Below are 24,939 nucleotides of genomic sequence, written 5' to 3'. Positions count from 1 at the left end.
TCTACAGCTATTCTAACTTAAAGTTATTTACACTTGTATAAATTTTAATAAACTGTCTGGTAAATCACTGTCAGCTATCCTCTATATTTAAATTTCTGCCCTTGTATATCCCCTAGTTTCCCCATGTCCAGACTTTTGATTAGCCAGTACCAAGCAGAAGTAGCCAAAATTATTCAGTTTGGCGGTTCCCGCAAAGAAACTTCTATTCGCGTGGCTTTTCAAAACCTCTTAAATGAATATTGCCAACCCAGAGACTTTCTACTAATTCCCGAATTGGACTTTAAATTACCCAATGGTAAACTAGTTTATCCCGATGGCACCGTTAAAGATGCCTTGCGTTTAGATTGGGGGTACTGGGAAAGTAAAGACCAATATGATAACTTAGACGAAGAAATAGACAAAAAGTTAAACAAAGGTTATCCTAGTAGTAACATCCTCTTTGAAGATTCCCAAACTGCGGTTTTAATTCAAAACGCCACAGAAACCCAGCGGGTATCGATGAAAGATGCTGAAGCTCTAGATACACTAATTACCAACTTTATTAATTATGTCAGACCGGAAGTTAGAGATTTTCGGTCAGCTATAGATAGTTTTAGGCAAGATTTACCCACTATCTTAGATTATCTCAGAGATTTGATTGATAGTCAAGGGGAAACTAACAGTAATTTTCAAACAGCAAGGAATAAGTTTTGGTCAATCTGTCAGGAGTCCATTAACCCAGAAATCAGTTTAATTGATATTCGCGAAATGATGATTCAGCACATCCTCACAGAGGATATTTTTCTCAATATTTTTAACGAATCTCAGTTTCACACAGAAAACAATGTCGCACGGGAGTTACAAGGGGTAATTGCTACCTTCTTTACTGGAAGTGTGAAACGTAACGCTTTAGGGAGTATTGAAAGGTATTATGCCGTAATTCGGCGCACAGCGGCTAATATTGCTAATCATCAAGAAAAACAAAGATTTCTGAAGTCTTTGTATGAGAACTTTTATAAAGCTTATAACCCCAAAGCAGCGGATAGGTTAGGAATTGTCTATACTCCTAACGAAATTGTCCGGTTTATGATTGAAAGCACGGACTTTTTAGTACATAAACATTTTGGTAAGTTGTTAGCTGATCGGGATGTGGAGATTTTAGACCCAGCGACGGGTACGGGAACCTTTGTGACTGAGTTGATTGATTATTTACCTGCTCATTGCTTAGAGTACAAGTATAAGCATGAGATCCACTGTAATGAGGTGGCGATTTTACCTTATTATATTGCGAATTTGAATATTGAGTACACCTATAAGCAGAAGATGGGGGTATATGAGGAGTTTGAAAATATCTGTTTTGTGGATACTTTAGATAATACCCTGTTTGTGGGTAAGCAGATGGATTTGTTTGCGATGACTGTTGAGAATACAGCGAGGATTAAAAGACAGAATGATAGAACTATTTCGGTGATTATTGGCAATCCTCCTTATAATGCTAATCAACAAAATGAAAATGATAACAATAAAAATAGAGATTATCCAGCAATAGATAAGTTAATTCAGGCGAGTTACGTTAAACACAGCACTGCTCAGAAGACAAAAGCTTATGATATGTATACCCGGTTTATTAGATGGGCTTCTGATAGGTTGGGTAATAATGGGATTATTGCTTTTATCAGTAATTCCTCTTTTCTAGATGGACGTGCATTTGATGGGTTTAGAAAGTCTGTCAGTGATGATTTTAATTACATTTACGTTATAGATTTACATGGGGATGTCAGGAAAAATCCCAAACTTTCAGGAACTACACATAATGTTTTTGGGATTCAAACTGGTGTAGCTATTATGTTGATGGTGAAAAAAACGGATACTGATTTTAATAGATGTCAAATATTTTATATTCGTCGTCCTGAGTTTGAAAGAGCAGGTGAGAAGTTAGGATTTTTATCTAATACCAAGTTTAATCAAATTCCCTTTGAACATATTACACCGGATAAAAAGCATAACTGGATAAATCAAACTGATAATGATTTTGATAGTCTTTTACCTGTGGTTGATAAGAATCAAACAATAAATAATTCATTATTTTCATTATCTTGCTTAGGGGTTTTAACCAATAGAGATGAATGGGTGTATGACTATAATTATCAAGATTTAATTGTCAAGATGTGTTTTTTTACTGAGGTTTATAATAAAAGTGTAATAAATCACTCGCGTAATTATTCTATAAAATGGAGTTCTTCTTTAGAGCTATACTGGAAGCAAAATAAAACCAGTCAATATTATCCAGAATTAATAAAAATAACTGCATACAGACCATTTTTTAAGCAATTTCACTACACTGAAAAAATATTTAATCACAGATTAACCAAGAATCATTATGATATTTTTGGAAAAAATCTTGACTGTAAAAATTATTGCATTGCTTATAATACAATAGGTTCATCAAAACACTTTCATGTTTTGGCTTCTAATTATTTAATCGATGGTCACCTAACAGGTGATTCCCAATGTCTCCCCCTGTACAGATACAACCAAGAAGGAAAGCGCATAGATAACATCACTGACTGGGGACTAGAACAAATTCACACCCATTACCAAGACACAACAATTACTAAAATAGATATCTTTCACTACACCTATGGGGTGCTACATAACCCAGAGTACCGCCAAAAATACGAACTCAACCTAAAACGAGACTTTCCCCGCTTACCTTTATATGATAACTTTACCCAATGGGTGGACTGGGGTAAACAACTGATGGATTTACATATTAATTATGAAACTGTCACACCCTACAAACTCAGTCGGGTTGATATTCCTTTAAAGGATAACCAAACCACACCCAAGGCGAAGTTAAAGGCTGATAAAACCAAGGGAAGTATTATCTTAGATGATGTGACCACGTTAGAAGGTGTACCTAGTATAGCATGGGAATATATGCTGGGCAATCGTTGCGCTTTGGAGTGGATTTTAGATCAATATAAGGAGAAGAAACCCAAAGACCCGACTATTGCGGAAAAGTTTAATACTTACCGGTTTGCAGACTATAAAGAACAGGTGATAGATTTATTAATGCGGGTGTGTAGGGTGAGTGTGGAAACTATGAATATAGTTAATCAGATGTCGGGTGGTTAAGATCCCCGACTTCTCACATCATCACAGATAATCTAGGATAATTTAGCTATAAGTCGGGGATCTGTGGGGCGATCTGTGGGGCGATCGCCACCCAGGGAGGCCTTACAAACCCAGGTCTCAAAACTCCTATTACCACTTCCGGGGTTGAAAATCCGGCTCATTTAAAATTACCACATCATCACCGCACAGACCCAAGACAAATAAACCTTGACCATAGGCATAATCACGTACTTCATTAGTAACCACCATCCCCGCCACTGCACCCATAGCCTGTACATCTCTATACCTAGGCATGAGGCGCTTAAACTTTTCTAAACGCTGTAAATGCTTATCGACATCGGCTTGGTTGGGTTTACTCTTCACCTCAATCAACACCGCTTCGGTATCATTTACTACTAATAAATCAATTTCCAAACCCTCACCCCCGCGCTGTGTAGATAATCCTGGGTGAAGTTCATGGACATCTATACCCCGTTCTCGAAATAATCGTACTGCAGCAGGGCGTACTTGCCATTCTACAAACTCCCCTAGGCGATTACCTAACTTACCCAGTTGTTGACTTACCTGTTTAATCTGCTTATCAGTTGCTTGAGCTTGCTGTTTAAGAAACCGCTCTGTTTCTTGAAAACGGTGTTCTGTTTCTTGAAAGCGGCGCTCTGTTTCCTTTTGAGCTAGAATCAACTCACCTAATAAACGCCAAACATCATCAGGTGTGTAAGTCATGGTTTATTCGAGAGGGTATAGCACTATTATAATACCTAAGAGGATGTCTGAAAAGTTTTCAACAGGTAATTTTTATCTTAGGGAACACCGGATCAGGGAACAGGGAATGGGGAACAGGAAATGGGGAACACACAAAAAACAATCAAATCCAGTCCCCTCCCCTTACAAGGCTATGCATTACCCACATTTTTCTTAACAATTAAACAAAAGACTTAACATCACAGTGAAAGCCTTGATGGCTATAGTTTTGAAAGAGGAGAGTGGGTAATGGCATCATGGAAAAGTGGGCAGCGAAAGAATTGGCACAGGTAAACTTAGGGGATGCACGTCGAAACAAGCGGTTAATCAGGATAGTAGAAGATTTAGCAGCACAACCAGATAGTAGTGTACCACTTGCTTGTGGAAATATAGCAGCAACAAAGGCGGCATATAATTTTTGGAAATCACCACATTTTCAAGCAAGTGATATTCGTGCTCCACACATCCAGCACCATAGAAAGAATCAAAAAACATGAGATAGTATTGGCAATACAAGATACAACAAACATAGATTTGACATCGCACCCAGCCACAAAAGGAGTAGGTTATCTTGACCACAGAAAATCATCAGGATTAAAAGTACATTCAACACTTGCAGCCACAAGTAATGGAGTACCGTTAGGAATTATTGAGCAGCAAGTATGGGCAAGAGAACAAGAGAATTTAGGTATTGCTAAAAAACGTCGTCAACGAGAGACAAAAGAAAAAGAAAGTCAACGTTGGTTGGATGGGTTGCAGACTACACAAAATTTGATTCCCTCAGAAATTGAAGTAATAACAATATGTGACTCAGAAGCGGATATATTTGACCTTTTTAGCCAGCAACGTCGAGAAAAATCACACTTACTAATTCGTGGGACTCATAATCGTAAAGTAGACCATTGTGGCAAATATCTACATCTTGCCATTCGTCAAATCGAAGCATCTGGAACAGTGACTGTAGAAGTCAAACGGTCTCCAGAACATAGTTCCAGACAGGCGAGACTGACAATTAGGTTCACGAGTTTTGATATTCAAGTACCATTACACCATATTGGACGTTTACAGCTAAAACCTGTCAGGTTACAAGTAATTTTGGCAGAAGAGGAAAATCCACCTCCAGGAACAAATCCCATTAGTTGGTTATTAATTACTAGCTTAGAAATTAACAGTCTAGAAGATGCTGCATGTTGTGTTCAATGGTACACTTACCGTTGGTTGATAGAACGTTATCATTACACATTAAAAAGTGGCTGTGGCATCGAGAAATTACAACTGGAAACTGCTGACCGAATTCACATGGCACTAGCCACTTATACTATTGTCGCTTGGCGATTGTTATGGCTTACTTATCAAGCACGAGTTCATCCTGATTTACCTTGTGATGTTGTTTTGGAAAACAGTGAATGGCAGTCCTTATGTGCCACTATCAACAAAAATCCTATTCCTCCAGACCAGCCACCTTCTTTGCATGATGCTGTGCGAATGATTGCCACTCTTGGTGGTTTTTTGGGTCGCAAAGGTGATGGTGAACCGGGTGTGAAAACCATTTGGCGTGGGCTACGACGCTTACACGATATTGCTGCTACTTGGCAATTACTTCACTCCGATTCCCCATCTCATCTTGATATTTAGCGATCGCCTATGGCGGAGGGGTATCCCTCGCCCCTGTATTCAAAAACTCAATCACCTGTTGGGTTTTCTCAATGTCCATACTTATTCTTTTTTGTCAATCCTCCCCACTATGCACATCTCTACAACCTTTATTGTGTTTGCCTTCCAGCAATGTTAAGAAAGATGTGGGTAATGGATAGCCTTACAAGGGGAGGGTTAGGGAGGGGTCAAATAATATTCGATACACTAATCATGACTTGACAAACAACCTCTAAAGCATAATATCTAAAGCGATCGCCCTGGGTTGAAAAATTGCGTTTGATGCTACACAGGAGACGGGGGTTAGAAACCCGCGGATATTCTCATTAAAACAGAAACTAATTTTTCTATATGTTCTAATTCATGACTGGCCATGAGAGATATTCTGATGCGACTGGTGGGAACAGTGGGGGGACGAATTGCGGGCGCAAAAATACCTTGGCTTTTTAACTGTTGACCAACTCTCAGGGCTACAGCTGCACTAGGTAACTGTATACATATGATAGCCGATGCTGTGGGTAGTATGTTTAGGTGTGGTAATTTTGCGGATAGTAAATGTTTTAAATAGTCCACATTCCGCCACAGTTGCGCCAGGCGTTGGGGTTCTTGTTGGACTATTGTAATGGCTGCTAAGGCTGCAGCGGTGTCTGGGGGTGAAAGGGCGGTGGTATAAATCCAAGTAGGGGCGCGATTGCGTAAGTAGTCAATTAAGGTGGCGCTTCCGGCGACATACCCGCCTAAACTCCCCAGGGCTTTGCTTAATGTGCCAATTTGAATTAAATTTCTCCCTGTACAGTTAAAGTGTTCTAGGCACCCAGCGCCGGTTTTCCCTAGTACTGCAGTACTATGGGCTTCGTCTACTAGGAGCATAGAGTTAAACTGCTCTGCTATATCTAATAATTCTGGTAAAGGACATAAATCACCATCCATACTAAAGACGCTATCGGTGATAATCAAGTAGCGGCGGTAGTTGTGGCGGTGTTGAATTAATTGGGTTTTTAAGGCTGTAATGTCACAGTGGGGATATTCTTTGAAGTCGGCACCGCTGAGAATTGCGCCATTTTTGAGACTGGAATGATTATACTGGTCTGATAAGATTAAATCACGTTTACCTACTAAAGCGGCGATCGCACCTAAATTCGCTAGATAGCCAGAACTGAATAATAGTGAGTCTTCTGTTTGTTTCCAAGAGGCGATCGCCGTTTCTAATTCTCTGTGTATTTCCCTATGTCCACTGAGTAGCCGGGAACCAGTGGAACCAGTCCCCCATTGTTGGACTGCAGTAATGGCGGCTTGGCTCAAGCGTTCATCCCCAGCCAAGCCCAAATAGTCATTACTAGCAAAATTAATCACCTCTTCCCCCGCCAACAGCACAGTTGCACTGGGGCGACCCTGGATAGTTTGCACTGAACGATACCAGTTAGCCTTGTGAATAGTGGCTAAAGATGATTCTATCCAGTTGTAAGGGTCTGGAGACATAAATACAGATGACCGATAACTTACTTAACTCCCCTCCCCCTGCACGGGGAGGGGTTGGGGGAGGGGGTGGGAAGATTATATCATAACTGGTGACTGATTGCCTCACTACTGCTTAGATGGGCGATCGCTTGTTTAATCCAGTCTTCCACATAAGCATCTTTTGTCAGTCCAATATCTTCACTGACTACGTGTAAAGCGTGACTAACTTCGTTGGGAGTATATCCCAAGGCGAAAAGAGTCATTTGCACATCTTTTAAAATCCCTGGTGCTGGTCAACCGGTGGCCACAAAAAATCCTGCTGATTTGCGCCACTCAATTAACTTGGCTTTCAATTCTAAACAGAGGCGTTCTGCGGTCTTTTTGCCCACCCCGGGGGTTTGAATTAACATTTGGACATTAGTAGCAATAATGGCTTGCACTAAATCTGGTAATTCCAAAGTGTCCAACAGGGCGATCGCTAAAGCCACACCAATACCGCTGACACTGAGCAAGTGGCGGAACAAGTCACGTTCTGCGGGGGAACCAAAGCCGTAGAGGAAGGGTACCTCATCCCGAATTTGCACGTGGGTAAAGATTTGTACCACTGCTCCCGAATCTGGTAACTGCTGTGATAGCCGTTGGGGAATTTGCAAATCATACCCCAAACCATTAACCTCAAGAGTCAAGATGAAGCGACCCCCGCCCACTGTTTGAATACCAGCGATAATCCCTTTAAGATAGCTAATCATTGTAAGAACCTAAAATATTTTAATCCTTCCATAATTCCACCGGCACAAGCACTTTGTGCTAGATAACGATGGTCAGCGGGATACTCTTTGTACCACTGGAGTAATTCTCCCCGCGCATTCCCGACGATAATTCCCCTCTCTTCACCCACAGCGAATAATGCAATATCATTACCTGAATCACCACAAACAACTGTTCTTTGTGCTGCAAATTTCCACTTTTGACGGATAAACTGCATTGCTTGACCTTTATCACTGTTAATGGGCAAAATGTCAAGGTCAATGCCGCTACTATAGATTAACTTAATATTTAGTTGAGAATTAACCAACTCCGCCTCTAGTTGGGGTAGGATGGTGGGGGCAAATTCTTCGGGAAGGAAGCAGCTGACCTTAAAAGCCCGTTGTTCTGAGTCTGGTTGCAGCACCAACTCAGGAAAAGACTTGACAATCTTAAATACTAGCTCTTTGTCCCACCCAGCACAGAGGATTTCTGACCAGCCCTCATCTGGGGTCTCCTGACCATGGAGATAAATTTCTGTACCTACGGACAGAATTAAAGCATCCGGTGTCATGAGATTTTTTTCTTGCTGGAGTTCACGGTAAAGAATAGGCGATCGCCCTGTGGCATAAACTATTTTAGTACCATATTCTTGACGATGTTGGGTCAGTGATTTCGTCAGTGCTGCTAAGGCGTTGTCATCCCCTACAAAGGTATTATCTAAGTCGGTGACGAAAAGAAACGGTTTCATGATGTTGATGTACCCTAAGTTAGTAGTTGCAAAAGTCCCTGGTTAAGTTTTCCTCTTGATGAGCAAACAGCAAAGATCAATTCTTGGCAATGGCTCGTGAGTTAATTTACCAGATTTCGACTCTTATATATTTCTACTGGTAGTTACTACAAGAACTTTGAGTATTAACCGGAAAAACTCAAATTGCTGAAAAAGTACTTAATCATAGGTTGTTTGGGTACACCCATAGGTAGCCAGACCTATACTGAGTGTGGGGATAACTGGCGTGAAAAGTTTGAGTATTGATAGCAACCGCCAAAGAGGTGAGCACAAAAACAAATAGGGAGTTTCCACCCTGTTCCCTATTTCCTTAAGGTAACTGAAATGGCGATCGCTCAATTATGGGATGATTTCCTGTTCTCTATGAGTATGTATCTAGTTATAAATATATCGTAAAAATATGTAGTATTACTAGCCTCATTTCCAGTCGTTCAGGTTACCATGTGGACACCTTTGTTTTTTCAAACTGTAAAAGAGAATTTTCTGGTTAAAATAGTATATCTGTTCTACTGAAACTCCCATCCCCAGATACCTGAAATCAATATAGTTCGTATATTTAGAGGCAAGAATGGCTACCAACACCAATAATTCTGGCAAGGAAAAAGCATTAAATATAGTACTCAACCAGATTGAGCGCAGTTTCGGTAAAGGAGCAATCATGCGCCTGGGTGATGCTACGCAGATGCGAGTAGAGACAATTTCTACAGGGGCTCTCACCTTAGATTTAGCGTTGGGTGGAGGTTTACCTAAAGGACGGGTAATTGAAATTTACGGCCCAGAAAGTTCCGGTAAAACTACCGTAGCACTACATGCGATCGCGGAAGTGCAAAAACAAGATGGTATAGCCGCCTTTGTTGATGCTGAACACGCCCTAGACCCCACCTATGCTGCTGCTTTGGGTGTAGATATTGAGAACTTGCTAGTTTCTCAGCCTGATACTGGGGAATCGGCCTTGGAAATTGTTGATCAGCTGGTGCGCTCCGCCGCCGTTGATATTGTCGTCATTGACTCAGTAGCCGCACTAGTTCCCCGTGCGGAAATTGAAGGGGATATGGGTGATACCCACGTTGGTTTACAGGCACGACTGATGAGCCAAGCTCTACGTAAAATAACTGGGAATATAGGTAAATCTGGATGCACAGTTATTTTTATTAACCAGTTGCGGCAAAAAATTGGGATCACCTACGGTAGCCCAGAAACCACCACTGGCGGTAACGCCTTAAAATTTTATGCCTCCGTACGTCTGGATATTCGCCGCATACAAACCTTGAAAAAAGGCACTGAAGAATTTGGTAACCGGGTCAAAGTGAAAGTTGCTAAAAATAAAGTTGCTCCGCCGTTTAGAGTCGCGGAATTTGACATTATATTTGGTAAGGGAGTTTCTACCTTGGGTTGTCTGGTGGACTTAGCAGAAGAAACAGGGGTTATTATTCGCAAGGGAGCCTGGTACAGTTACAACGGTGAGAATATTTCCCAAGGTCGAGATAATGCGATCAAGTATCTCGAAGAAAAGCCGGAATTTGTGCAACAAATCAAGGAACTGGTACGTCAAAAGCTGGATATGGGGGCTGTTGTTTCTGCTAATTCAGTGTCCAAGGCTAATGAGGAAGAAGATGATGACAATGAGTTAGAGGAAGAATAATCAACATTCCACCCAAAGCCTTTTTATTATAGATGTAGTGCGGGCATTTTCTTCTTCTTGCCCGCTATGAGTAGTAAAACTTTAATTTTGCCGATACCTATAGATAATACTTGAATATCTGCTCAGATGTTGTAGTATAGATAATTATTCGGTACTAATGGAGAGAACTATGACTACCGTCACTCAAATGAAGTGCGCCTGTCCCAACTGCTTATGTATAGTCTCCCTTGAGGAAGCTATTAAAAAAGAGGGTAAATATTATTGTTCTGAGGGCTGTGCTGAAGGTCATAAAACCATCAAAGGCTGTGGACATAATGGCTGCGGCTGTTAATTAAGTTAATTAAACAATGGCTTTGTTCCCCCTCCCCTGGATGAGGGGAGGGTTACTGTGGGTTAAAACCTCTAGGTACTCTGTTTTTGGGCTTGTCTGTATAGCGTCAGTTGAGAAACCGAGCGGAGTTTAAAGACTAGACAGCACTTCTCTAGCAGCTGCTAAAGTCTGGTCAATATCTGCTTCACTGTGCGCCAAACAGGTAAAACCAGCCTCAAACTGAGAAGGTGCTAAATAAATACCGCGCTCTAACATCCCGCGATGGAAGCGACCAAATTTAGCCATATCAGACTTTTTGGCATCTTCATAGTTATGAACTGGTCCAGAGGTGAAGAATAAGCCAAACATAGCGCTAATATGACCACCACAAGCAGGGTGACCAGTTTCTTGAGCAATTTGCAGCAACCCATCTGCTAACTTCTGAGTAATTTTATCTAGATACTCATAAGTACCAGGTCTTTGCAGCAGTTCTAAGGTCTTAATCCCAGCAGTCATTGCTAAAGGATTACCAGATAAAGTTCCCGCCTGATACACCGGACCTGCTGGGGCTATCATTGACATGATGTCCCGGCGACCGCCGTAGGCTCCCACGGGTAAGCCTCCACCAATCACCTTACCCAATGTAGTTAAATCTGGTGTGACACCAAATTTCTCCTGAGCGCCACCGTAGGCAATACGAAACCCTGTCATTACTTCGTCAAATACCAGTAATGCCCCATGATCCCTGGTGATTTCTCTTAAACCTTCTAGAAACCCAGCATCGGGAGTAATAAACCCGGCGTTGCCGACTACTGGCTCTAAAATCACCCCAGCAATTTCGTCGGGGTTTTCTGCAAACAAGGCTTTGACTGCTTCTAAGTCGTTATAAGGCGCTGTGAGGGTGTTCATGGTGGCTGATTTGGGTACTCCGGGGGAATCGGGTAACCCCAGTGTGGCTACACCAGAACCAGCCTTGACTAGAAACATATCGGCGTGACCGTGGTAGCAGCCCTCGAACTTGATGATTTTCTCCCGGCTGGTAAAAGCCCGCATGAGCCGCAGTACTGCCATACAGGCTTCAGTGCCGGAATTGACAAATCTCACCATTTCGATGCTAGGAACCGCATCAATGACCATTTCTGCCAGTACATTTTCTAGTACTGAGGGTGCGCCGAAGCTAGTACCTTTTTCTAAGGCCTCATGGAGGGCTGCAATTACTTCTGGATGGGCATGACCACATATAGCTGGCCCCCAAGTACCTACATAATCAATATATTGGTTGCCATCTACATCCCAGATATACGCGTCTTTCACACGGTCAAAAACTATGGGTTGTCCACCTACAGATTTGAAGGCGCGAACTGGAGAACTCACTCCTCCCGGCATCAAGTTTTGAGCAGCAGCAAAGATTTCTTGTGATTTTGTGGTTTTAATCGTGGTATTTACCAAGGCTATCTCCTAAATTTTGAAAATAATTATCACATCAAAGCACCCTGAACTGCTGTCAAGATGCAGTCTGCTCCAGATAGGAATGTTTTTGTTTAAGCTGAATCATTTTTCCACCAATCATATCAATGGTATTGTATATTTTCCATTAAAATACACAGAACAGAGTTAAAATTGTGATGTTTTCTCATGATCCGGATTCACTACCCCTCTCTATCCCGGTTGATCAGATTTCCTACGATGAACGCGGTCTAGTACCGGCAATTATCCAAGATTACTTGGATGGCACTGTTTTGATGATGGCGTGGATGAGTCGGGAGTCTTTACAAAAGACTTTGGAAACCGGGGAAACTTGGTTTTGGAGTCGTTCCCGCCAGGAGTTATGGCATAAGGGCGCAACTTCTGGACATATTCAGAAGGTGCAAAGCGTCCGTTATGACTGTGATAGTGATGCCTTACTCCTTGGGGTAGAACAGTTGGGGGATATTGCTTGTCACACTGGGGAGCGTAGCTGTTTTCATCAGGTGGAAGGAAGAGTGGCTCTACCACCAGGGGATACTTTGTCCCAATTATTTCAGGTAATTTGCGATCGCCGTGACCACCCAGTGGAAACTTCTTACACCTGTAAGTTATTGGCCGGTGGGGACAATAAAATCTTAAAAAAGATTGGTGAGGAAAGCGCCGAGGTGGTGATGGCCTTTAAGGATGATGAGGAGGATGCGATCGCCGGGGAGGTTGCAGATTTACTTTACCATACCCTAGTGGCCTTAGCTCATCATCAAGTGGATTTAAAATCAGTATATCGCAAGTTACAAGAACGTCGCCGCTAGCTCAGGCATTGGTCAAAGCCGCCGGAGACAGATGAGAGTTCCCAATTACCAATATTTTGTAATTCTTATCATTACCGAAAATTTTCCTCACTAATTCCACAGGCTTTCCACAGGTATTTTGGTACTTTTCCACAGGTGTTTGACCAATTAATAGGCACTTACAGTTTTACTGGGGATTGTTTGATCCCAATCCCTAGATGTCTAGGTTACTGAGTTTTTGTGAAGTTAAGTAACAAAAAAAGACCCAAAAGCCTTATTATTACGTCAACATTTGTTTTATATCCCATGGGATGTAACATTTCGCAGCATTGACAAACCCACCCCCTGTTAGCGCACAATGATGCGACTGGCTTTTATAGTTTGTTCCACCATTGACAGGAAAAATCACCTTAGACGTTGGTGTAGATTGTCAGGTGAAGACAGAACTATGTAGCAACTTGTCTCTCTTGATTGATTTCAGAGAAGGAAAAACTCATGAACGCAGTTAGTATCTTGACGGAAATTCCCGAATCACTACATGAATCCCTTAAAAATTACTTAGAAACCCACCCAGATTGGGATGAAAAAAGAGTCCTGACGGCTGCTTTGTCTCTGTTTTTACTGCAAAATGGCGAAAGCGATGTCCCCGGAGGGCGCGAGCGCCATCGCCGCGCTGCACGTGTATATTTAGAAACATTGTTCCATAACTGCTAAATACAAATGCCCAGCAGCAATTAACCAGAAACACTAAAGTACTGGTAAGTGACTGGGCAAAAATCTTTCTAACTATCTTGAGAAAATTCGATATATAGCATTTCCCATGCTCGTGAGGTACAAATTTTTTTAGTTTGAGGGAACAGGGAACAGGGAACAGGGAATTGGTGTGTACTTCATGAGCCTGAAAAAGGCTTTAATAGTGTGCTGTTGTTGTCGCTATGGATGTTGAATACAACTGGGAAGGGATAGGATGGGCCTAGATCGGCTCAATATTTGTAGCTTCAGTAGGTAGGTGGGAAAATCTACGAGTTAGTCATTAGCACTAAAACTTAGCAAGTAATGGCAAGAGTGACAGAATAAAGTTTATGCGTAGCTACCTACTTAGTTACTTAATCAAGAGTTAACGCTCAATAGTATGGACTCAGGAATGAGGTTCCCACTGGGGGGAATGAGTGGGACATTCAAACTTATACCCAACGCCGCGTACAGTTTGAATGAGTGCTGGTTGACTAGCATCGATTTCAATTTTCTTGCGAATTTGACCAATGTGTACATCCACAACTCTCTGGTCGCCAACATATTCATAATCCCAGACCTCTTGAATCAGTTCTGCACGTCGCCAGACTCTACCGGGATGGCTAGCTAAAAAATGCAACAAGTCAAATTCAAGAGCAGTTAAGGGTATTGCTTGGTTGTTGAATGCGACTTCGCGTCGTGCCGGATCAATCATTAACTTTTCAAATACTAGACGTTTTTGTTCAGCAGTAGTCACAATCCGCTGGCGTCTCAAAATTGCGGCTACTCTGACTTCTAACTCTCCGAGTCCAAATGGCTTAGTGAGATAGTCATCAGCACCTTTGGAAAAGCCGCGAATTTTGTCGGCTTCGTCGGCGCGACTAGTCAGCATCAAAACGAAAACACCGCTACGACTTTGCATTTCTTGGCAGAGGTTAAACCCGATGACATCTGGCAAATTCACATCTAAAATTACCAAATCTGGGTTAAATTGCTCAAATAGCGTTAAGGCTGTTTTACCATCCTCAGCCGCCTCCACCTGATAGGTCTGCTTAATCAAAAAGCGTTGGATTAAATTTCTGACCGCAGGGTCATCATCAACTACAAGAATCTTGGCGGGAGCCATGACCATCACTTTGCACAAAAATTCCTAAGATTAACACAGACGGGGGGATTGCGTAAAAAACGCAGTTTCCACTTTAGGGGTTATTTAAGACTCTACAGAGCTAAGGAATGCATTTCCTGATTATCCAAAATAAAATAATTGTGTCATCAGAATTGAGGGAAAATCAAACTAAGAGGATTTTGAATACCTGTATTCTAATTATCAAGATTCATGTGTACCAGACCGTTGTTCTCAATGTCCGCCATAGCAGTTCCTTTACCTGGTAGAGTTTGCTTTCCCAATTGAGTGGGGATTTAAAACTTTTCAATTCTAAATCTATATGCGGATACATACCACAAGCTATTGTGAGGCTAAGTACTAAAAATTGCTCCGAGATGCTCTAAATTGCGAAATTTAGATACATAAAACTTAATTTTTTTCTAAAAAATGCGTTGGTAGCACCTCTATTTAAAATTATAGAGTAAAGAAGTCATTTACCAAAGGGACGCGGTGAGAAACTGTGTAAGAGCAATGAGCAATATGTTAAAGTTAATGTAGTTACAAATTTCCACTTACCCCAACTAACCCATGCTACTATACCTTGTAGGGTCTAGAAATGGGTTCATACGTTGGTTGGGCTCAAGATAAAACCTAAAGTTGTTTTTCCAAACACTCAAACACTGCCCCTGACTAAGGCTAAAGAAAGTATAAACTCCCATGAGCGATCAAAATCCCTACGAGAAACTTGGGGTATCGGAAGATGCTAGCTTCGATGAAATTCAGGATGCTCGTAATCGCCAATTGGAGCAATACAATGGCGATGCCAAGAGTATAGAACTCATTGAAGTGGCTTACGATGCGATTCTAATGGATCGCCTCCGGATGCGCCAAGAAGGTAAAATTAAGGTACCCGAACGAATCAGGTTTCCAGAATTGCGGGTGCAATCCCCTGCAAAAGAAACTCCCAACCCTCCGCAGCAGTCTCCAGCATGGCTGCAACGAATGCGAGATCAACCCTCGCCTAGAGATATACTCTTACCCGGAGCTTGGTATTTGGGTTTAAGTTCCATGAGTGTGTTGACTCCATCCCCAGGCGGTCAGGTTTTACAATTGGCTTTGGTCTTAGGTGTAGGAGTCAGTATTTACTTCCTCAAACGCAAGGAAGACAAGTTTGGTAGGGCAGTTTTATTGACTTTGGTGGGTTTAATTGTCGGTTTAATCGCTGGTGGGCTAATTGCTAACTGGCTCCTGCCGCAGATAAACTTGGCACAGATCAGCTCTGACCAGTTCTCTACAGTGTTGACATTTATCTTGTTATGGCTAATTACCAGTTTTCTGCGTTAAAATCACACATTTATAGTGATCATGGTGACCGCTGAAACAGGAATCTCCCACCCAGCTGCCTGCTTGGTGGGGGAATTGTTAATTAGCATATTCTTAAGATAAGTTACTATGACCCAATTTCTGCCAACCTAGATTCGAGGATAAGTTTGACAGCTGTTCTCAAATCCTCAACAATTACATCTGGCTGGTAAATTTCTAATTGAGTGCGATCGCGAATCCCAGACTCCACAGCTATCACCTTAATACCGTATTTCTTCGCCGCCGCAATATCTGCTTCTGTATCCCCAACCATCCAAGTATCACAGGCGGGAGGCAGTTCCGCTAATGCTCGTTCCATCAACAAGGGTTTATCTTCAACGTCACTAGTTTTAACATAGTCGTTGCTCAAGCAATAACGGCGATTTTCTGGGAAGAAATTACCTAATTCATATTTTTGCAGAGCATAATCTAGTTCCCTGACTCGACGCATGGTCATCACCGCCAAATCAATTCCAGCCTGTTGAATTTTTAACAGTGTGTCTACAGCCCCTGGAATCAGGCTGTCATACTGAAAATAACTGTCTGTGTGTACGGTTTTGCGCCGTAAATGGGCAAATTCTTGGGCTTGGGTGTCATCTAAACCACATTTTAAAGCAATTTGTTTTTCAGGGACACGCGATCGCTTGAGCTGCCAAAATTCTGCCCGGGAAAGTTCTTGTACAGATTGTTGGGGATATCGGATCTTCTCCAAACAAAATTGATAAACACGGTAATACCGTTCAGAGACATCCATAATCGGGCCGTCGAAGTCAGTAATTAATCTTAGCATTGGCAAAAAATGTTAATTTTTATGACATTATCTCATTAATTATTGCAAGCTGCCGCGTTTGATTTGTTCGCCTTCAATAGCCTCAAACAAAGCCCGAAAATTACCTTCCCCAAAACCTTGAGCCTGATAACGGCGTTCAATAAACTCAAAGAAAAAAGTGGGTTGTGCAAAAATAGGCTGAGTAAAGATTTGTAGCAGTACTGCATCTTGGGAATCTTCTGGCCAATCCACTAAAATTTCTTGCTCGGCAATGGCCTCAAGTTCTACCCTAGACAGAGGACATCCCCGACGCTGTTGGACTTGTGAATAATAGGTTTGGGGAACCGACAGTAAAGATAGACCACGGGCGCGCAATTGAGTAATGGTACTGATCAAATTAGGTGTCGCCAAAGCGATGTGTTGAACTCCAGATCCGCGATTAACATCGAGAAACTCTTGAATTTGGGAATTGCTAGAAGCTGGTTCATTAATCGGTAATTGTACCCTACCATTACGGGAAACCATGACTTGGCTATATAAAGCAGAACGCTCGGTTTGAATTTTAAAGCTTTGCTGGGGTTGAAAATCGAGAACTTTTTCGTACCAAGCGACCGCGGATTCCAATTCACCCACTGCCACATTCAAAACTATATGATCTATGGCAGTAAAAGTATGATCTGTTGTTTGCTGTGCATGACCCGGTGAGGTTGAAATCAACGTATGAGTTAACCCACCCGAGGCAGCAATTGTGCCACACTGACGCCAAACACCGGCAACCCGGCGTGAGTGGATGGGTTGAATGACTGTAGCCCCGTATGTTTGAGCTTGTGCGATCGCACAAGCCACATCTTCCACAGCAAAAGCCACATCTGCTACCCCTGGTGGGTGTTTGCGTAGAAAATCCGCTACTGGACTTGTATGTAATAACGCTGATGACAGCCAAAAGTCAACGACACCGTTGCTCACAAATTCCGTACAAGTATGAACCGAACTAAGATGACTACCTACTGCCGTAAACCCCAGGTGGTTTACAAACCAATCCCGCCAGACTTTGGCATCTTCTACATAGAAATGAACGTGATCGATCTTCATAAATCCTGATAATCCAGCACAACAGCTTACCTATCTGTAATTTTTGTCTTTTTTGCTAGATTATCCATTCTTTCCTCATTCATCATATATTATGTTCTTCGGTTAAACACTTATAATATTTGTAGGTTGAGTGGAAAGACCAAACCCAAGATAAATTGATTCATTTGCAATTGCACAAAGTAAAATAGCTCAATTAAGGTGGTAAGAAATATAGTCGCGAGTCCGAGAATCAAGGGGATTAGTAAAGATTTTATTTGTGGTACCAAATTCAATCATTTCACCAATACGATTTTCATTAGTATAAAATAAAGCAGTGAAATCAGATAGGCGGTGCACCTGCTGCAAGTTGTGACTAATAATGACCATTGTTAATTCTGAACGCAAACGCAAACGTTGGATTAAGCTCTCAACTTTGATCCTAGCAATAGGATCAAGAGCAAAACAAGGCTCATCCATGAGGATAACTTGTGGCTTCACTGCCAAAGCACGAGCAATACAGAGTCGTTGTTGTTGACCCCCAGAAAGGTCTAAAGCCGACTTATGTAATTTATTTTTCACTTCCTCCCAGAGATCAGCATCTTTAATGGCAGATTCTACAATCCTGTCTAATTCTGCTTTCGGATGCCAACCCAGTATTTTTACCCCATAAGCGACATTATCATAAACACTCATGGGAAAAAGATTTGGCTTAGGGAGTACTATACTCACTTGACGACGGAGCCGAGTTAAGTTAACACGACGCTCATATATATTTTGATTAAAAAATTCTACCCCTCCCTCAACTCGTACTTTCCCTTCTAATTCAATCATGCGATTGAGGCATTTCACAAAAGTAGACTTTCCACAACCACTAGGTCCAATAATTGCAGTTACTTTGCCCTGATAAATATCCATGGAAACATTTTGAAATATCTTTTGAGTATTGTAATAAAAGCTGAGATTTTTCACTTTAATGGCGGAAATTAGTTGATTCATACTCAAAAAACGCTGGGGCAATAAATATTGACTAAACAAAACCTGAAAAGTAATTAGTAATCTTTCGTGATTTGTGCAATCAATATGGAGTTTTTGTAGTGCCTAATTGCCTACTAGTAAATGTAAAAATTACGCGAAATATATCACGTAATTAAAGTTTACTTGACAGCACATAAATTTTTGCATTACTTAATTGACTGCAATGAAGATGATTAATTTCTGGATATAACTTGACCCAGACATAGCTATTCCTATTATTCACTCCCATATTCATTAAATGATAAGTTTGTCAACCCTACGTTCTAAATTTTATCACAAGTAAAAAAAGAATACTCGGTTAACACTCGATATTAAATTATTATTAACCAAAAATTAACTTAAGGATGAACTGCTTATGTCAACCTTCTTAGCAGTGGATAGATTTTATATTCACTAAGTTCTTCACCCAATCACAGCATCGTCTCTTGAAGGCGATGAGGCGAAGGCTAAATCTACAAAAAATTAGGAGTTTGGGAATGAATAAAATGAACTTGAAGCTTCATAGCTTGACAGCACTGGGTCTGGTTTCCATGATAGCCACCACCCTAGGGTTCTCGATTTCTGCGGTGCAATCTCAAAGTGTCAAAACTGTGCAAATCGATGGTTCTAGTACAGTTTTTCCGGTTACTGAAGCCGTAGCAGAAGAATTTCAAAAAGCTCAAAGAGGGGTGCGAGTAACCGTTGGTGTGTCCGGTACAGGTGGTGGGTTTAAAAAGTTTTGTCGTGGAGAAACAGACATTTCTGGTGCTTCCCGTCCCATCTTACAAAAAGAAATAGACCAATGTAAAGCTGCCGGTATTCGCTACCTTGAGCTACCAGTGGCCTATGATGCCTTAACCGTAGTAGTTAGCAGGCAAAATAACTGGGTAAATAACCTGACAGTTGCGGAACTGAAGAAAATCTGGGAACCCGCAGCCCAAGGAAAGGTAAATAACTGGAATCAAGTGCGAGCAGGTTTCCCTAACGCATCATTAAAGCTGTTTGGACCTGGTGCTGACTCTGGTACTTTTGACTATTTCACCGAAGCTATTGTAGGTAAATCCAAGTCTAGCCGTGGTGATTTTACTGCCAGCGAAGATGATAATGTCTTGGTACAGGGTGTTGCTCGCGACAGAAATGCCTTGGGCTACTTTGGTTTCGCCTATTATTCAGAAAACACAGATAAGCTCAAAGCAGTATCTATTAATGGTGTAGCCCCTTCAGTACAGACAGTAGAAAACGGCACATATAACCCCTTGTCTCGCCCCATTTTTATTTACGTAAGTTCTAAGTCCATTGACAAGCCAGAAGTCAAGCAGTTTGTTGATTTTTACCTAACAAATGGAGCCAAACTCAGCAGAGAAGTAGGATACGTTGGTCTACCTGCTTCAGCTTATACTACCGCCCAGAGGCACGTTAACACCAAGAGATTTGGTACTGTATTTGGTGGTAAAGAAGCTGTTGGTGTAAAAATTGCCGATGTGTTAGCACGTCAAGCAAAAGACTAATTTCGGGGCTGGATTTTGAAGATTTTGTCAACTTACCAAAGAGATTTACTGGTGGTACTTCTCTTTGGATATTGGAATTGCTCATCACGGCTGTTTAGATATTTCCAAAATGAAGATTGTCCAAGGAATTGAGTTTTCTCCCAAGTTAGTGCGAGATTTACGGGAACGGGGGATTGAGGCGGTGTTATTTTTAGCTGCCATGTCTTCTGTGGCCACCACGGTGGCAATTATTGGTGTTCTACTTTATGAATCTGCACTTTTTTTTCAACAGGTGTCTTTGTGGGAATTTATCACCTCCACCCAGTGGACACCCCTGTTTGAAAAGAAAAATTTTGGAATTTGGCCCTTTAGTTTCCGGAACTTTAGTCACTACATTAGTTGCTTTATCAGTAGCAGTACCCCTAGGTACAATTATTGCTATTTACTTGAGTGAATTTGCTCCCCCTGTAGTCCGGGAGGTCGTTAAGCCAACCTTAGAATTACTAGCTGGTATTCCAACAGTAGTATACGGTTATTTTGCATTGTTATTTGTCACACCCCTCTTGCAGCAAATTTTACCAGACTTACCTGGTTTTAATATGCTCAGTGCGGGGTTAGTCATAGGGATTATGATTATTCCCTATGTCAGTTCTTTAAGTGAAGATGCCATGCGTGCAGTACCGGCATATCTGCGAGAAGGTTCCTATGCAACAGGGGCTACTCGCTTACAAACAGCTTTAAGAGTTGTCATACCCGCCTCAATTTCCGGGATATCAGCTGCCTATATTTTAGGAGTTTCCCGGGCTGCGGGGGAAACCATGGTAGTAGCTATTGCCGCGGGGGGACAACCCAACTTTACCCTTAATCCCATGGAGCCAGCCGCCACTATGACCGCCTACATAGTATCCGTCAGTCTCGGTGACTTACCCCACAATAGCTTAGAATACCAAACAATCTTCGCTGTGGGACTGGCTTTGGTGTTGATGACTTTGGTTTTCAACATTATTGGTCATTTTCTGAGTAAGCGCTACCGGGAGATTTATTGATATGACAAATCTCAAGCTTCAGGAAGCCCGGAAGGCCATTAGCAATAACAAGCGCTCAGAATATATTTTTGGGATCATCAGCCTGTTATCAATGCTGGTTGCCATCATCACCTTGTTGGCGCTATTTTTGGATTTGTTGCACGATGGGTTACCCCGGCTTTCCTGGCAGTTTTTCACTTCTTTTCCCAGTCGCAGACCAGGAGAGGCTGGTATTCTCTCTGCCTGGGTAGGTACTATACTGGTGATGTTAGTCACGGCATCCTCTGCAGTACCCATTGGCGTGGCATCGGGAATTTACCTAGAAGAATATGCCCGCAAAAATTGGATATCTGATTTAATCGAAATTAATGTTACTAACTTGGCGGGCGTTCCTTCGATTATTTATGGGCTTTTAGCTTTGGGTGTGTTTGTTTATGGATTGAACCTGGGTGAAAGTGTCATTACTGCCGGGTTAACTTTGGCGCTACTAGTTTTACCTATAGTAATTGTTGCTACTCGTGAGGCTATCCGTGCTATTCCTAATAGTATTCGCGAGGCTGCTTATGCAACCGGGGCTTCTAAGTGGCAGGTAATCTGGGATCACGTTTTGCCCTACTCCACAGGAACAATTCTGACTGGTGTGATTGTGGCCTTGGCGCGGGCTATTGGTGAGACTGCGCCTTTAATTACTATTGGGGCTTTGACATTTATTGCCTTCTTACCTGACCCCCCAATCACGAGTGATTTTCCCTTCATTTCATTTGCTTGGTTATCTGCTCCTTTTACTGTGCTGCCAATTCAAATGTTTTCTTGGGTATCTCGTCCCCAAACTAGCTTTCAGGTGAACGCTGCGGCAGCGGGTATTGTTCTGATTGTGATTACTTTGTCCATGAATGCTGTAGCAATTTATTTCCGTTATCGTTTACGCAGTAAAATCAAATGGTAGAAACAGGATATTCCAAACTGAACAAGCCCTTAAAGGCGGCGGTTAATAGTCTTAATTTTTACTATGCTGGTACAGTCCATGCTCTGAAGAACATTAATATGCCAGTGGCTGAGAAGCAGGTTACGGCATTGATTGGACCATCTGGATGTGGTAAAACTACCCTACTACGTTGTTTCAACCGGATGCATGACCTCTATCCGGGTAATCGCTATGGAGGAGAAATCACTCTAGAACCAGATGGGGTCAACCTGCTAAGTCGTAAAGTTGACCCCATTGAAGTGCGAATGCGGATTAGTATGGTGTTTCAAAGACCTAATCCTTTTCCTAAGTCTATTTATGAAAATGTGGCTTATGGTTTGAGGGTACGGGGTGAAACTAGACGTGACATTATTGATGAGAAAGTAGAAACAGCTTTGCAAAGTGCGGCTTTGTGGGATGAAGTCAAAGACCGTCTGAGTGATTTAGCTTTTAACCTTTCTGGTGGTCAACAGCAAAGGCTCTGTATCGCCCGGGCTTTGGCTACTGAACCGGAAATGGTACTATTTGATGAACCAACATCTGCCCTAGACCCCATAGCTACTGCCAGCATTGAAGAGTTAATTACTAAACTGAAAACAACAGTGACGATTTTGATTGTCACCCATAATATGCAGCAAGCAACTCGTTTATCTGACTATACGGCATTTATGTATTTGGGCGAACTGGTGGAGTTTGATCAGACAGAGGTCATTTTTCATCACCCTTCTGAGGCAAAAACGGCAGATTATGTTAGTGGTCGTTTTGGATAATCTTTTGTTTCCACAATTTTAGTGGCAAAAAACAAAGCTAGCAGGTAGCTGGCTACCTGCTGCTAGCTAAGTACATATATCATCGCCATGTTTGATTAGGGTAGTGCTGATTCCCTATACTGGATTAAAATAACTTGACCCCAACTAGTTTGGGGTTAAGAAAAGTTCACTACTGGGTTAATTTACCGTTAAACTTAGATATCAAGGGGAAATTATTGTAGTAGGTGGGTATTTTTGGCTTATTTACCCATTTTTTGACGGTTTGCAAGATGACTTTGCCAGCTTAGTTAAAGCTAATCATGAATTAATATTAAGAAAACATATTACATATGTTTTCTTCCTATTCACCTTTATTATAACCATGGCCAGAGACTTACGGGGATTCATCAAAATTCTGGAAGAAAGAGGACAATTAAAGAGAATTTCCGCTTTAGTTGACCCAGAATTAGAAATTGCAGAAATTTCCAACCGGATGCTACAAAAAGGTCAAGCAGGGTTACTATTTGAGAACGTTAAAGGCGCATCGTTCCCGGTGGCGGTTAATTTGATGGGAACTGTGCAAAGGATATGCTGGGCAATGAATATGCAGCATCCAGAAGAGTTGGAAACTCTGGGTAAAAAGCTGGGTATGCTGCAACAACCAAAACCACCAAAAAAGATTTCCCAAGCTATAGACTTTGGGAAGGTGCTGTTTGATGTAGTGAAGGCTAAACCAGGACGAGACTTTTTCCCACCTTGTCAACAAGTGGTAGTCCAAGGTGATGATTTAGATTTAAATAAGTTACCCTTAATACGTCCGTATGTAGGCGATGCCGGTAAGATTATCACTCTGGGATTAGTAATTACCAAGGACTGTGAAACGGGTACGCCCAATGTAGGTGTGTATCGCTTGCAACTGCAATCTCGAAATACGATGACTGTTCACTGGTTATCTGTGCGGGGTGGGGCTAGACATTTACGCAAGGCTGCTGAATGTGGTAAAAAGTTAGAAGTGGCGATCGCTCTGGGTGTAGATCCTTTAATCATTATGGCTGCGGCAACACCCATTCCTGTAGATCTATCAGAATGGTTGTTTGCAGGACTCTATGGCGGTTCCGGTGTCAACCTAGCAAAATGTAAAACTGTAGATTTAGAAGTTCCCGCAGATTCAGAATTTGTCTTGGAAGGGACAATTACACCAGGGGAAGTATTACCAGATGGCCCCTTTGGCGACCATATGGGTTACTACGGTGGTGTGGAAGATTCTCCGTTGGTGCGCTTCCAATGTATGACCCACCGCAAAGACCCCATTTATTTAACCACTTTTAGCGGTCGTCCCCCCAAGGAAGAGGCGATGATGGCGATCGCCCTGAATCGGATTTACACTCCTATTTTGCGGCAACAAGTCTCGGAAATTGTGGATTTCTTCTTACCAATGGAAGCCTTAAGTTACAAAGCTGCGATTATTTCCATTGATAAAGCATATCCAGGACAGGCGCGACGGGCTGCTTTGGCGTTTTGGAGTGCCTTACCCCAATTTACTTATACTAAATTTGTGATTGTGGTGGATAAAGATATCAATATTCGTGATCCGCGTCAAGTAGTATGGGCTATCAGTTCCAAAGTTGATCCCTCTAGGGATGTATTTATTTTGCCTAATACACCCTTTGATACCTTAGATTTTGCTAGTGAGAAAATTGGTTTAGGTGGACGCATGGGTATTGATGCGACTACGAAAATACCACCCGAAACAGACCACGAATGGGGCGCACCTCTGGAGTCAGACCCCAATATAGCAGCGATGGTAGATAGACGCTGGGCTGAGTATGGTTTAGCGAATTTAAAGTTAGGGGAGGTAGATCCCAATTTGTTCGGCTACGATATGCGGTAAAAAGTAGTAGCCCCTCTTCCCTAGGGAGGAGGGGGAGATCAGGATTGTCTGCTTGATTCA

Annotated in this window: 19 protein-coding genes and 3 pseudogenes; 12 read left to right on the top strand and 10 right to left on the bottom strand. The window is 42.0% G+C overall.

What is annotated here, in order from left to right:
• Positions 1-123 precede the first annotated feature (123 nt).
• Positions 124-3,117, top strand: a complete 2,994-nt coding sequence (locus AC6IZ0_RS00240; RefSeq protein ID WP_497724623.1) for a type ISP restriction/modification enzyme — start codon at positions 124-126, stop codon at positions 3,115-3,117.
• 129 nt (positions 3,118-3,246) lie between these two features.
• Here the strand turns inward: AC6IZ0_RS00240 and AC6IZ0_RS00235 are convergent, their stop codons facing one another.
• Positions 3,247-3,840, bottom strand: coding sequence for a hypothetical protein (locus AC6IZ0_RS00235; RefSeq protein ID WP_497724621.1), 594 nt, complete (start codon positions 3,838-3,840; stop codon positions 3,247-3,249).
• 275 nt (positions 3,841-4,115) lie between these two features.
• Here AC6IZ0_RS00235 and AC6IZ0_RS00230 point away from each other — a divergent pair.
• Positions 4,116-5,493: pseudogene (locus tag AC6IZ0_RS00230) on the top strand (IS4 family transposase).
• A 321-nt stretch (positions 5,494-5,814) separates the two neighbouring features.
• On the opposite strand, the gene bioF reads toward AC6IZ0_RS00230, so the two are convergent.
• From bioF to AC6IZ0_RS00215, 3 genes and pseudogenes are all read right to left on the bottom strand, one after another.
• Positions 5,815-6,990, bottom strand: coding sequence for an 8-amino-7-oxononanoate synthase (gene bioF, locus AC6IZ0_RS00225; RefSeq protein ID WP_497724620.1), 1,176 nt, complete (start codon positions 6,988-6,990; stop codon positions 5,815-5,817).
• Between the two features lie 80 nt (positions 6,991-7,070).
• Positions 7,071-7,718 (bottom strand): annotated as a pseudogene (gene ruvA, locus AC6IZ0_RS00220) (Holliday junction branch migration protein RuvA).
• The gene (locus AC6IZ0_RS00215) at positions 7,715-8,464 is read right to left on the bottom strand and encodes a sucrose-phosphate phosphatase (protein ID WP_497724619.1); all 750 of its coding nucleotides are present in this window, start codon (positions 8,462-8,464) and stop codon (positions 7,715-7,717) included. The pseudogene ruvA and the gene AC6IZ0_RS00215 overlap by 4 nt, the downstream one beginning before the upstream one ends.
• Positions 8,465-9,071: 607 nt before the next feature.
• On the opposite strand from AC6IZ0_RS00215, the gene recA reads away from it, so the two are divergent.
• Together recA and AC6IZ0_RS00205 are read left to right on the top strand one after the other, a co-directional pair.
• Positions 9,072-10,145, top strand: a complete 1,074-nt coding sequence (recA, locus tag AC6IZ0_RS00210; RefSeq protein ID WP_271730682.1) for a recombinase RecA — start codon at positions 9,072-9,074, stop codon at positions 10,143-10,145.
• A gap of 157 nt (positions 10,146-10,302) precedes the next feature.
• On the top strand, positions 10,303-10,476 hold the full coding sequence (locus tag AC6IZ0_RS00205; RefSeq protein ID WP_425332780.1) for a metallothionein: 174 nt from the start codon (positions 10,303-10,305) through the stop codon (positions 10,474-10,476).
• Between the two features lie 129 nt (positions 10,477-10,605).
• Here the strand turns inward: AC6IZ0_RS00205 and hemL are convergent, their stop codons facing one another.
• On the bottom strand, positions 10,606-11,904 hold the full coding sequence (hemL, locus tag AC6IZ0_RS00200; RefSeq protein WP_271730680.1) for a glutamate-1-semialdehyde 2,1-aminomutase: 1,299 nt from the start codon (positions 11,902-11,904) through the stop codon (positions 10,606-10,608).
• A 176-nt stretch (positions 11,905-12,080) separates the two neighbouring features.
• On the opposite strand from hemL, the gene hisIE reads away from it, so the two are divergent.
• A complete protein-coding gene (gene hisIE, locus AC6IZ0_RS00195) occupies positions 12,081-12,731 on the top strand; it encodes a bifunctional phosphoribosyl-AMP cyclohydrolase/phosphoribosyl-ATP diphosphatase HisIE (protein ID WP_271730679.1) in 651 nt (216 codons plus the stop codon).
• Position 12,732: 1 nt separating this feature from the next.
• Here hisIE and AC6IZ0_RS00190 read toward each other — a convergent pair whose 3' ends face one another.
• On the bottom strand, positions 12,733-12,864 hold the full coding sequence (locus AC6IZ0_RS00190; protein WP_271730678.1) for a hypothetical protein: 132 nt from the start codon (positions 12,862-12,864) through the stop codon (positions 12,733-12,735).
• Positions 12,865-13,205: 341 nt separating this feature from the next.
• Between AC6IZ0_RS00190 and AC6IZ0_RS00185 the strand changes: the two genes are divergently transcribed.
• Positions 13,206-13,424, top strand: coding sequence for a DUF2811 domain-containing protein (locus AC6IZ0_RS00185; protein ID WP_497724616.1), 219 nt, complete (start codon positions 13,206-13,208; stop codon positions 13,422-13,424).
• 424 nt (positions 13,425-13,848) lie between these two features.
• Here AC6IZ0_RS00185 and AC6IZ0_RS00180 read toward each other — a convergent pair whose 3' ends face one another.
• A complete protein-coding gene (locus AC6IZ0_RS00180) occupies positions 13,849-14,568 on the bottom strand; it encodes a response regulator transcription factor (RefSeq protein ID WP_271730676.1) in 720 nt (239 codons plus the stop codon).
• Positions 14,569-15,264: 696 nt separating this feature from the next.
• Between AC6IZ0_RS00180 and AC6IZ0_RS00175 the strand changes: the two genes are divergently transcribed.
• Positions 15,265-15,891, top strand: coding sequence for a CPP1-like family protein (locus tag AC6IZ0_RS00175; RefSeq protein ID WP_271730675.1), 627 nt, complete (start codon positions 15,265-15,267; stop codon positions 15,889-15,891).
• Between the two features lie 106 nt (positions 15,892-15,997).
• Here AC6IZ0_RS00175 and AC6IZ0_RS00170 read toward each other — a convergent pair whose 3' ends face one another.
• The 3 genes from AC6IZ0_RS00170 to AC6IZ0_RS00160 form a co-directional block, all read right to left on the bottom strand.
• Positions 15,998-16,699 (bottom strand): HAD family hydrolase, encoded by a 702-nt coding sequence (locus AC6IZ0_RS00170; protein WP_271730674.1) that lies wholly within the window; start codon positions 16,697-16,699, stop codon positions 15,998-16,000.
• 39 nt (positions 16,700-16,738) lie between these two features.
• A complete protein-coding gene (gene hppD / locus AC6IZ0_RS00165; RefSeq protein ID WP_497724614.1) occupies positions 16,739-17,770 on the bottom strand; it encodes a 4-hydroxyphenylpyruvate dioxygenase in 1,032 nt (343 codons plus the stop codon).
• A 189-nt stretch (positions 17,771-17,959) separates the two neighbouring features.
• Positions 17,960-18,745, bottom strand: a complete 786-nt coding sequence (locus AC6IZ0_RS00160; protein WP_497724612.1) for a phosphate ABC transporter ATP-binding protein — start codon at positions 18,743-18,745, stop codon at positions 17,960-17,962.
• A gap of 515 nt (positions 18,746-19,260) precedes the next feature.
• On the opposite strand from AC6IZ0_RS00160, the gene AC6IZ0_RS00155 reads away from it, so the two are divergent.
• The 5 genes and pseudogenes from AC6IZ0_RS00155 to AC6IZ0_RS00135 all read left to right on the top strand — a co-directional run bounded on the left by AC6IZ0_RS00155 (position 19,261) and on the right by AC6IZ0_RS00135 (position 24,879).
• A complete protein-coding gene (locus AC6IZ0_RS00155; RefSeq protein ID WP_271730671.1) occupies positions 19,261-20,271 on the top strand; it encodes a PstS family phosphate ABC transporter substrate-binding protein in 1,011 nt (336 codons plus the stop codon).
• 109 nt (positions 20,272-20,380) lie between these two features.
• Positions 20,381-21,296: pseudogene (gene pstC / locus AC6IZ0_RS00150) on the top strand (phosphate ABC transporter permease subunit PstC).
• Between the two features lies 1 nt (position 21,297).
• A complete protein-coding gene (gene pstA / locus AC6IZ0_RS00145) occupies positions 21,298-22,221 on the top strand; it encodes a phosphate ABC transporter permease PstA (RefSeq protein WP_497724610.1) in 924 nt (307 codons plus the stop codon).
• Positions 22,215-23,009 carry a phosphate ABC transporter ATP-binding protein PstB gene (gene pstB / locus AC6IZ0_RS00140; protein ID WP_271730668.1) on the top strand — a complete coding sequence of 265 codons (795 nt, stop codon included), beginning with the start codon at positions 22,215-22,217 and terminating at the stop codon, positions 23,007-23,009. Before pstA ends, pstB begins: the two co-directional genes overlap by 7 nt.
• Positions 23,010-23,370: 361 nt before the next feature.
• A complete protein-coding gene (locus tag AC6IZ0_RS00135) occupies positions 23,371-24,879 on the top strand; it encodes a UbiD family decarboxylase (RefSeq protein ID WP_497724608.1) in 1,509 nt (502 codons plus the stop codon).
• Positions 24,880-24,939: the final 60 nt, after the last annotated feature.

The organism is Anabaenopsis sp. NIES-4685, from assembly GCF_059725405.1.
Note: the sequence above shows the minus strand (reverse complement) of the source record. Positions and strands in the feature narration are given on the sequence as shown.

Excerpts from the sequence above, each read along its gene's own strand:
- AC6IZ0_RS00180 (WP_271730676.1), bottom strand. The coding sequence starts at position 14,568 with ATGGCTCCCGCCAAGATTCTTGTAGTTGATGATGACCCTGCGGTCAGA.
- AC6IZ0_RS00215 (WP_497724619.1), bottom strand. The coding sequence starts at position 8,464 with ATGAAACCGTTTCTTTTCGTCACCGACTTAGATAATACCTTTGTAGGG.
- hisIE (WP_271730679.1), top strand. The coding sequence starts at position 12,081 with ATGTTTTCTCATGATCCGGATTCACTACCCCTCTCTATCCCGGTTGAT.
- AC6IZ0_RS00240 (WP_497724623.1), top strand. The coding sequence starts at position 124 with ATGTCCAGACTTTTGATTAGCCAGTACCAAGCAGAAGTAGCCAAAATT.
- pstB (WP_271730668.1), top strand. The coding sequence starts at position 22,215 with ATGGTAGAAACAGGATATTCCAAACTGAACAAGCCCTTAAAGGCGGCG.
- hppD (WP_497724614.1), bottom strand. The coding sequence starts at position 17,770 with ATGAAGATCGATCACGTTCATTTCTATGTAGAAGATGCCAAAGTCTGG.
- AC6IZ0_RS00160 (WP_497724612.1), bottom strand. The coding sequence starts at position 18,745 with ATGAATCAACTAATTTCCGCCATTAAAGTGAAAAATCTCAGCTTTTAT.
- AC6IZ0_RS00135 (WP_497724608.1), top strand. The coding sequence starts at position 23,371 with ATGGCCAGAGACTTACGGGGATTCATCAAAATTCTGGAAGAAAGAGGA.
- bioF (WP_497724620.1), bottom strand. The coding sequence starts at position 6,990 with ATGTCTCCAGACCCTTACAACTGGATAGAATCATCTTTAGCCACTATT.
- AC6IZ0_RS00185 (WP_497724616.1), top strand. The coding sequence starts at position 13,206 with ATGAACGCAGTTAGTATCTTGACGGAAATTCCCGAATCACTACATGAA.
- AC6IZ0_RS00205 (WP_425332780.1), top strand. The coding sequence starts at position 10,303 with ATGGAGAGAACTATGACTACCGTCACTCAAATGAAGTGCGCCTGTCCC.
- AC6IZ0_RS00170 (WP_271730674.1), bottom strand. The coding sequence starts at position 16,699 with ATGCTAAGATTAATTACTGACTTCGACGGCCCGATTATGGATGTCTCT.
- recA (WP_271730682.1), top strand. The coding sequence starts at position 9,072 with ATGGCTACCAACACCAATAATTCTGGCAAGGAAAAAGCATTAAATATA.
- AC6IZ0_RS00175 (WP_271730675.1), top strand. The coding sequence starts at position 15,265 with ATGAGCGATCAAAATCCCTACGAGAAACTTGGGGTATCGGAAGATGCT.
- pstA (WP_497724610.1), top strand. The coding sequence starts at position 21,298 with ATGACAAATCTCAAGCTTCAGGAAGCCCGGAAGGCCATTAGCAATAAC.
- AC6IZ0_RS00235 (WP_497724621.1), bottom strand. The coding sequence starts at position 3,840 with ATGACTTACACACCTGATGATGTTTGGCGTTTATTAGGTGAGTTGATT.
- AC6IZ0_RS00155 (WP_271730671.1), top strand. The coding sequence starts at position 19,261 with ATGAATAAAATGAACTTGAAGCTTCATAGCTTGACAGCACTGGGTCTG.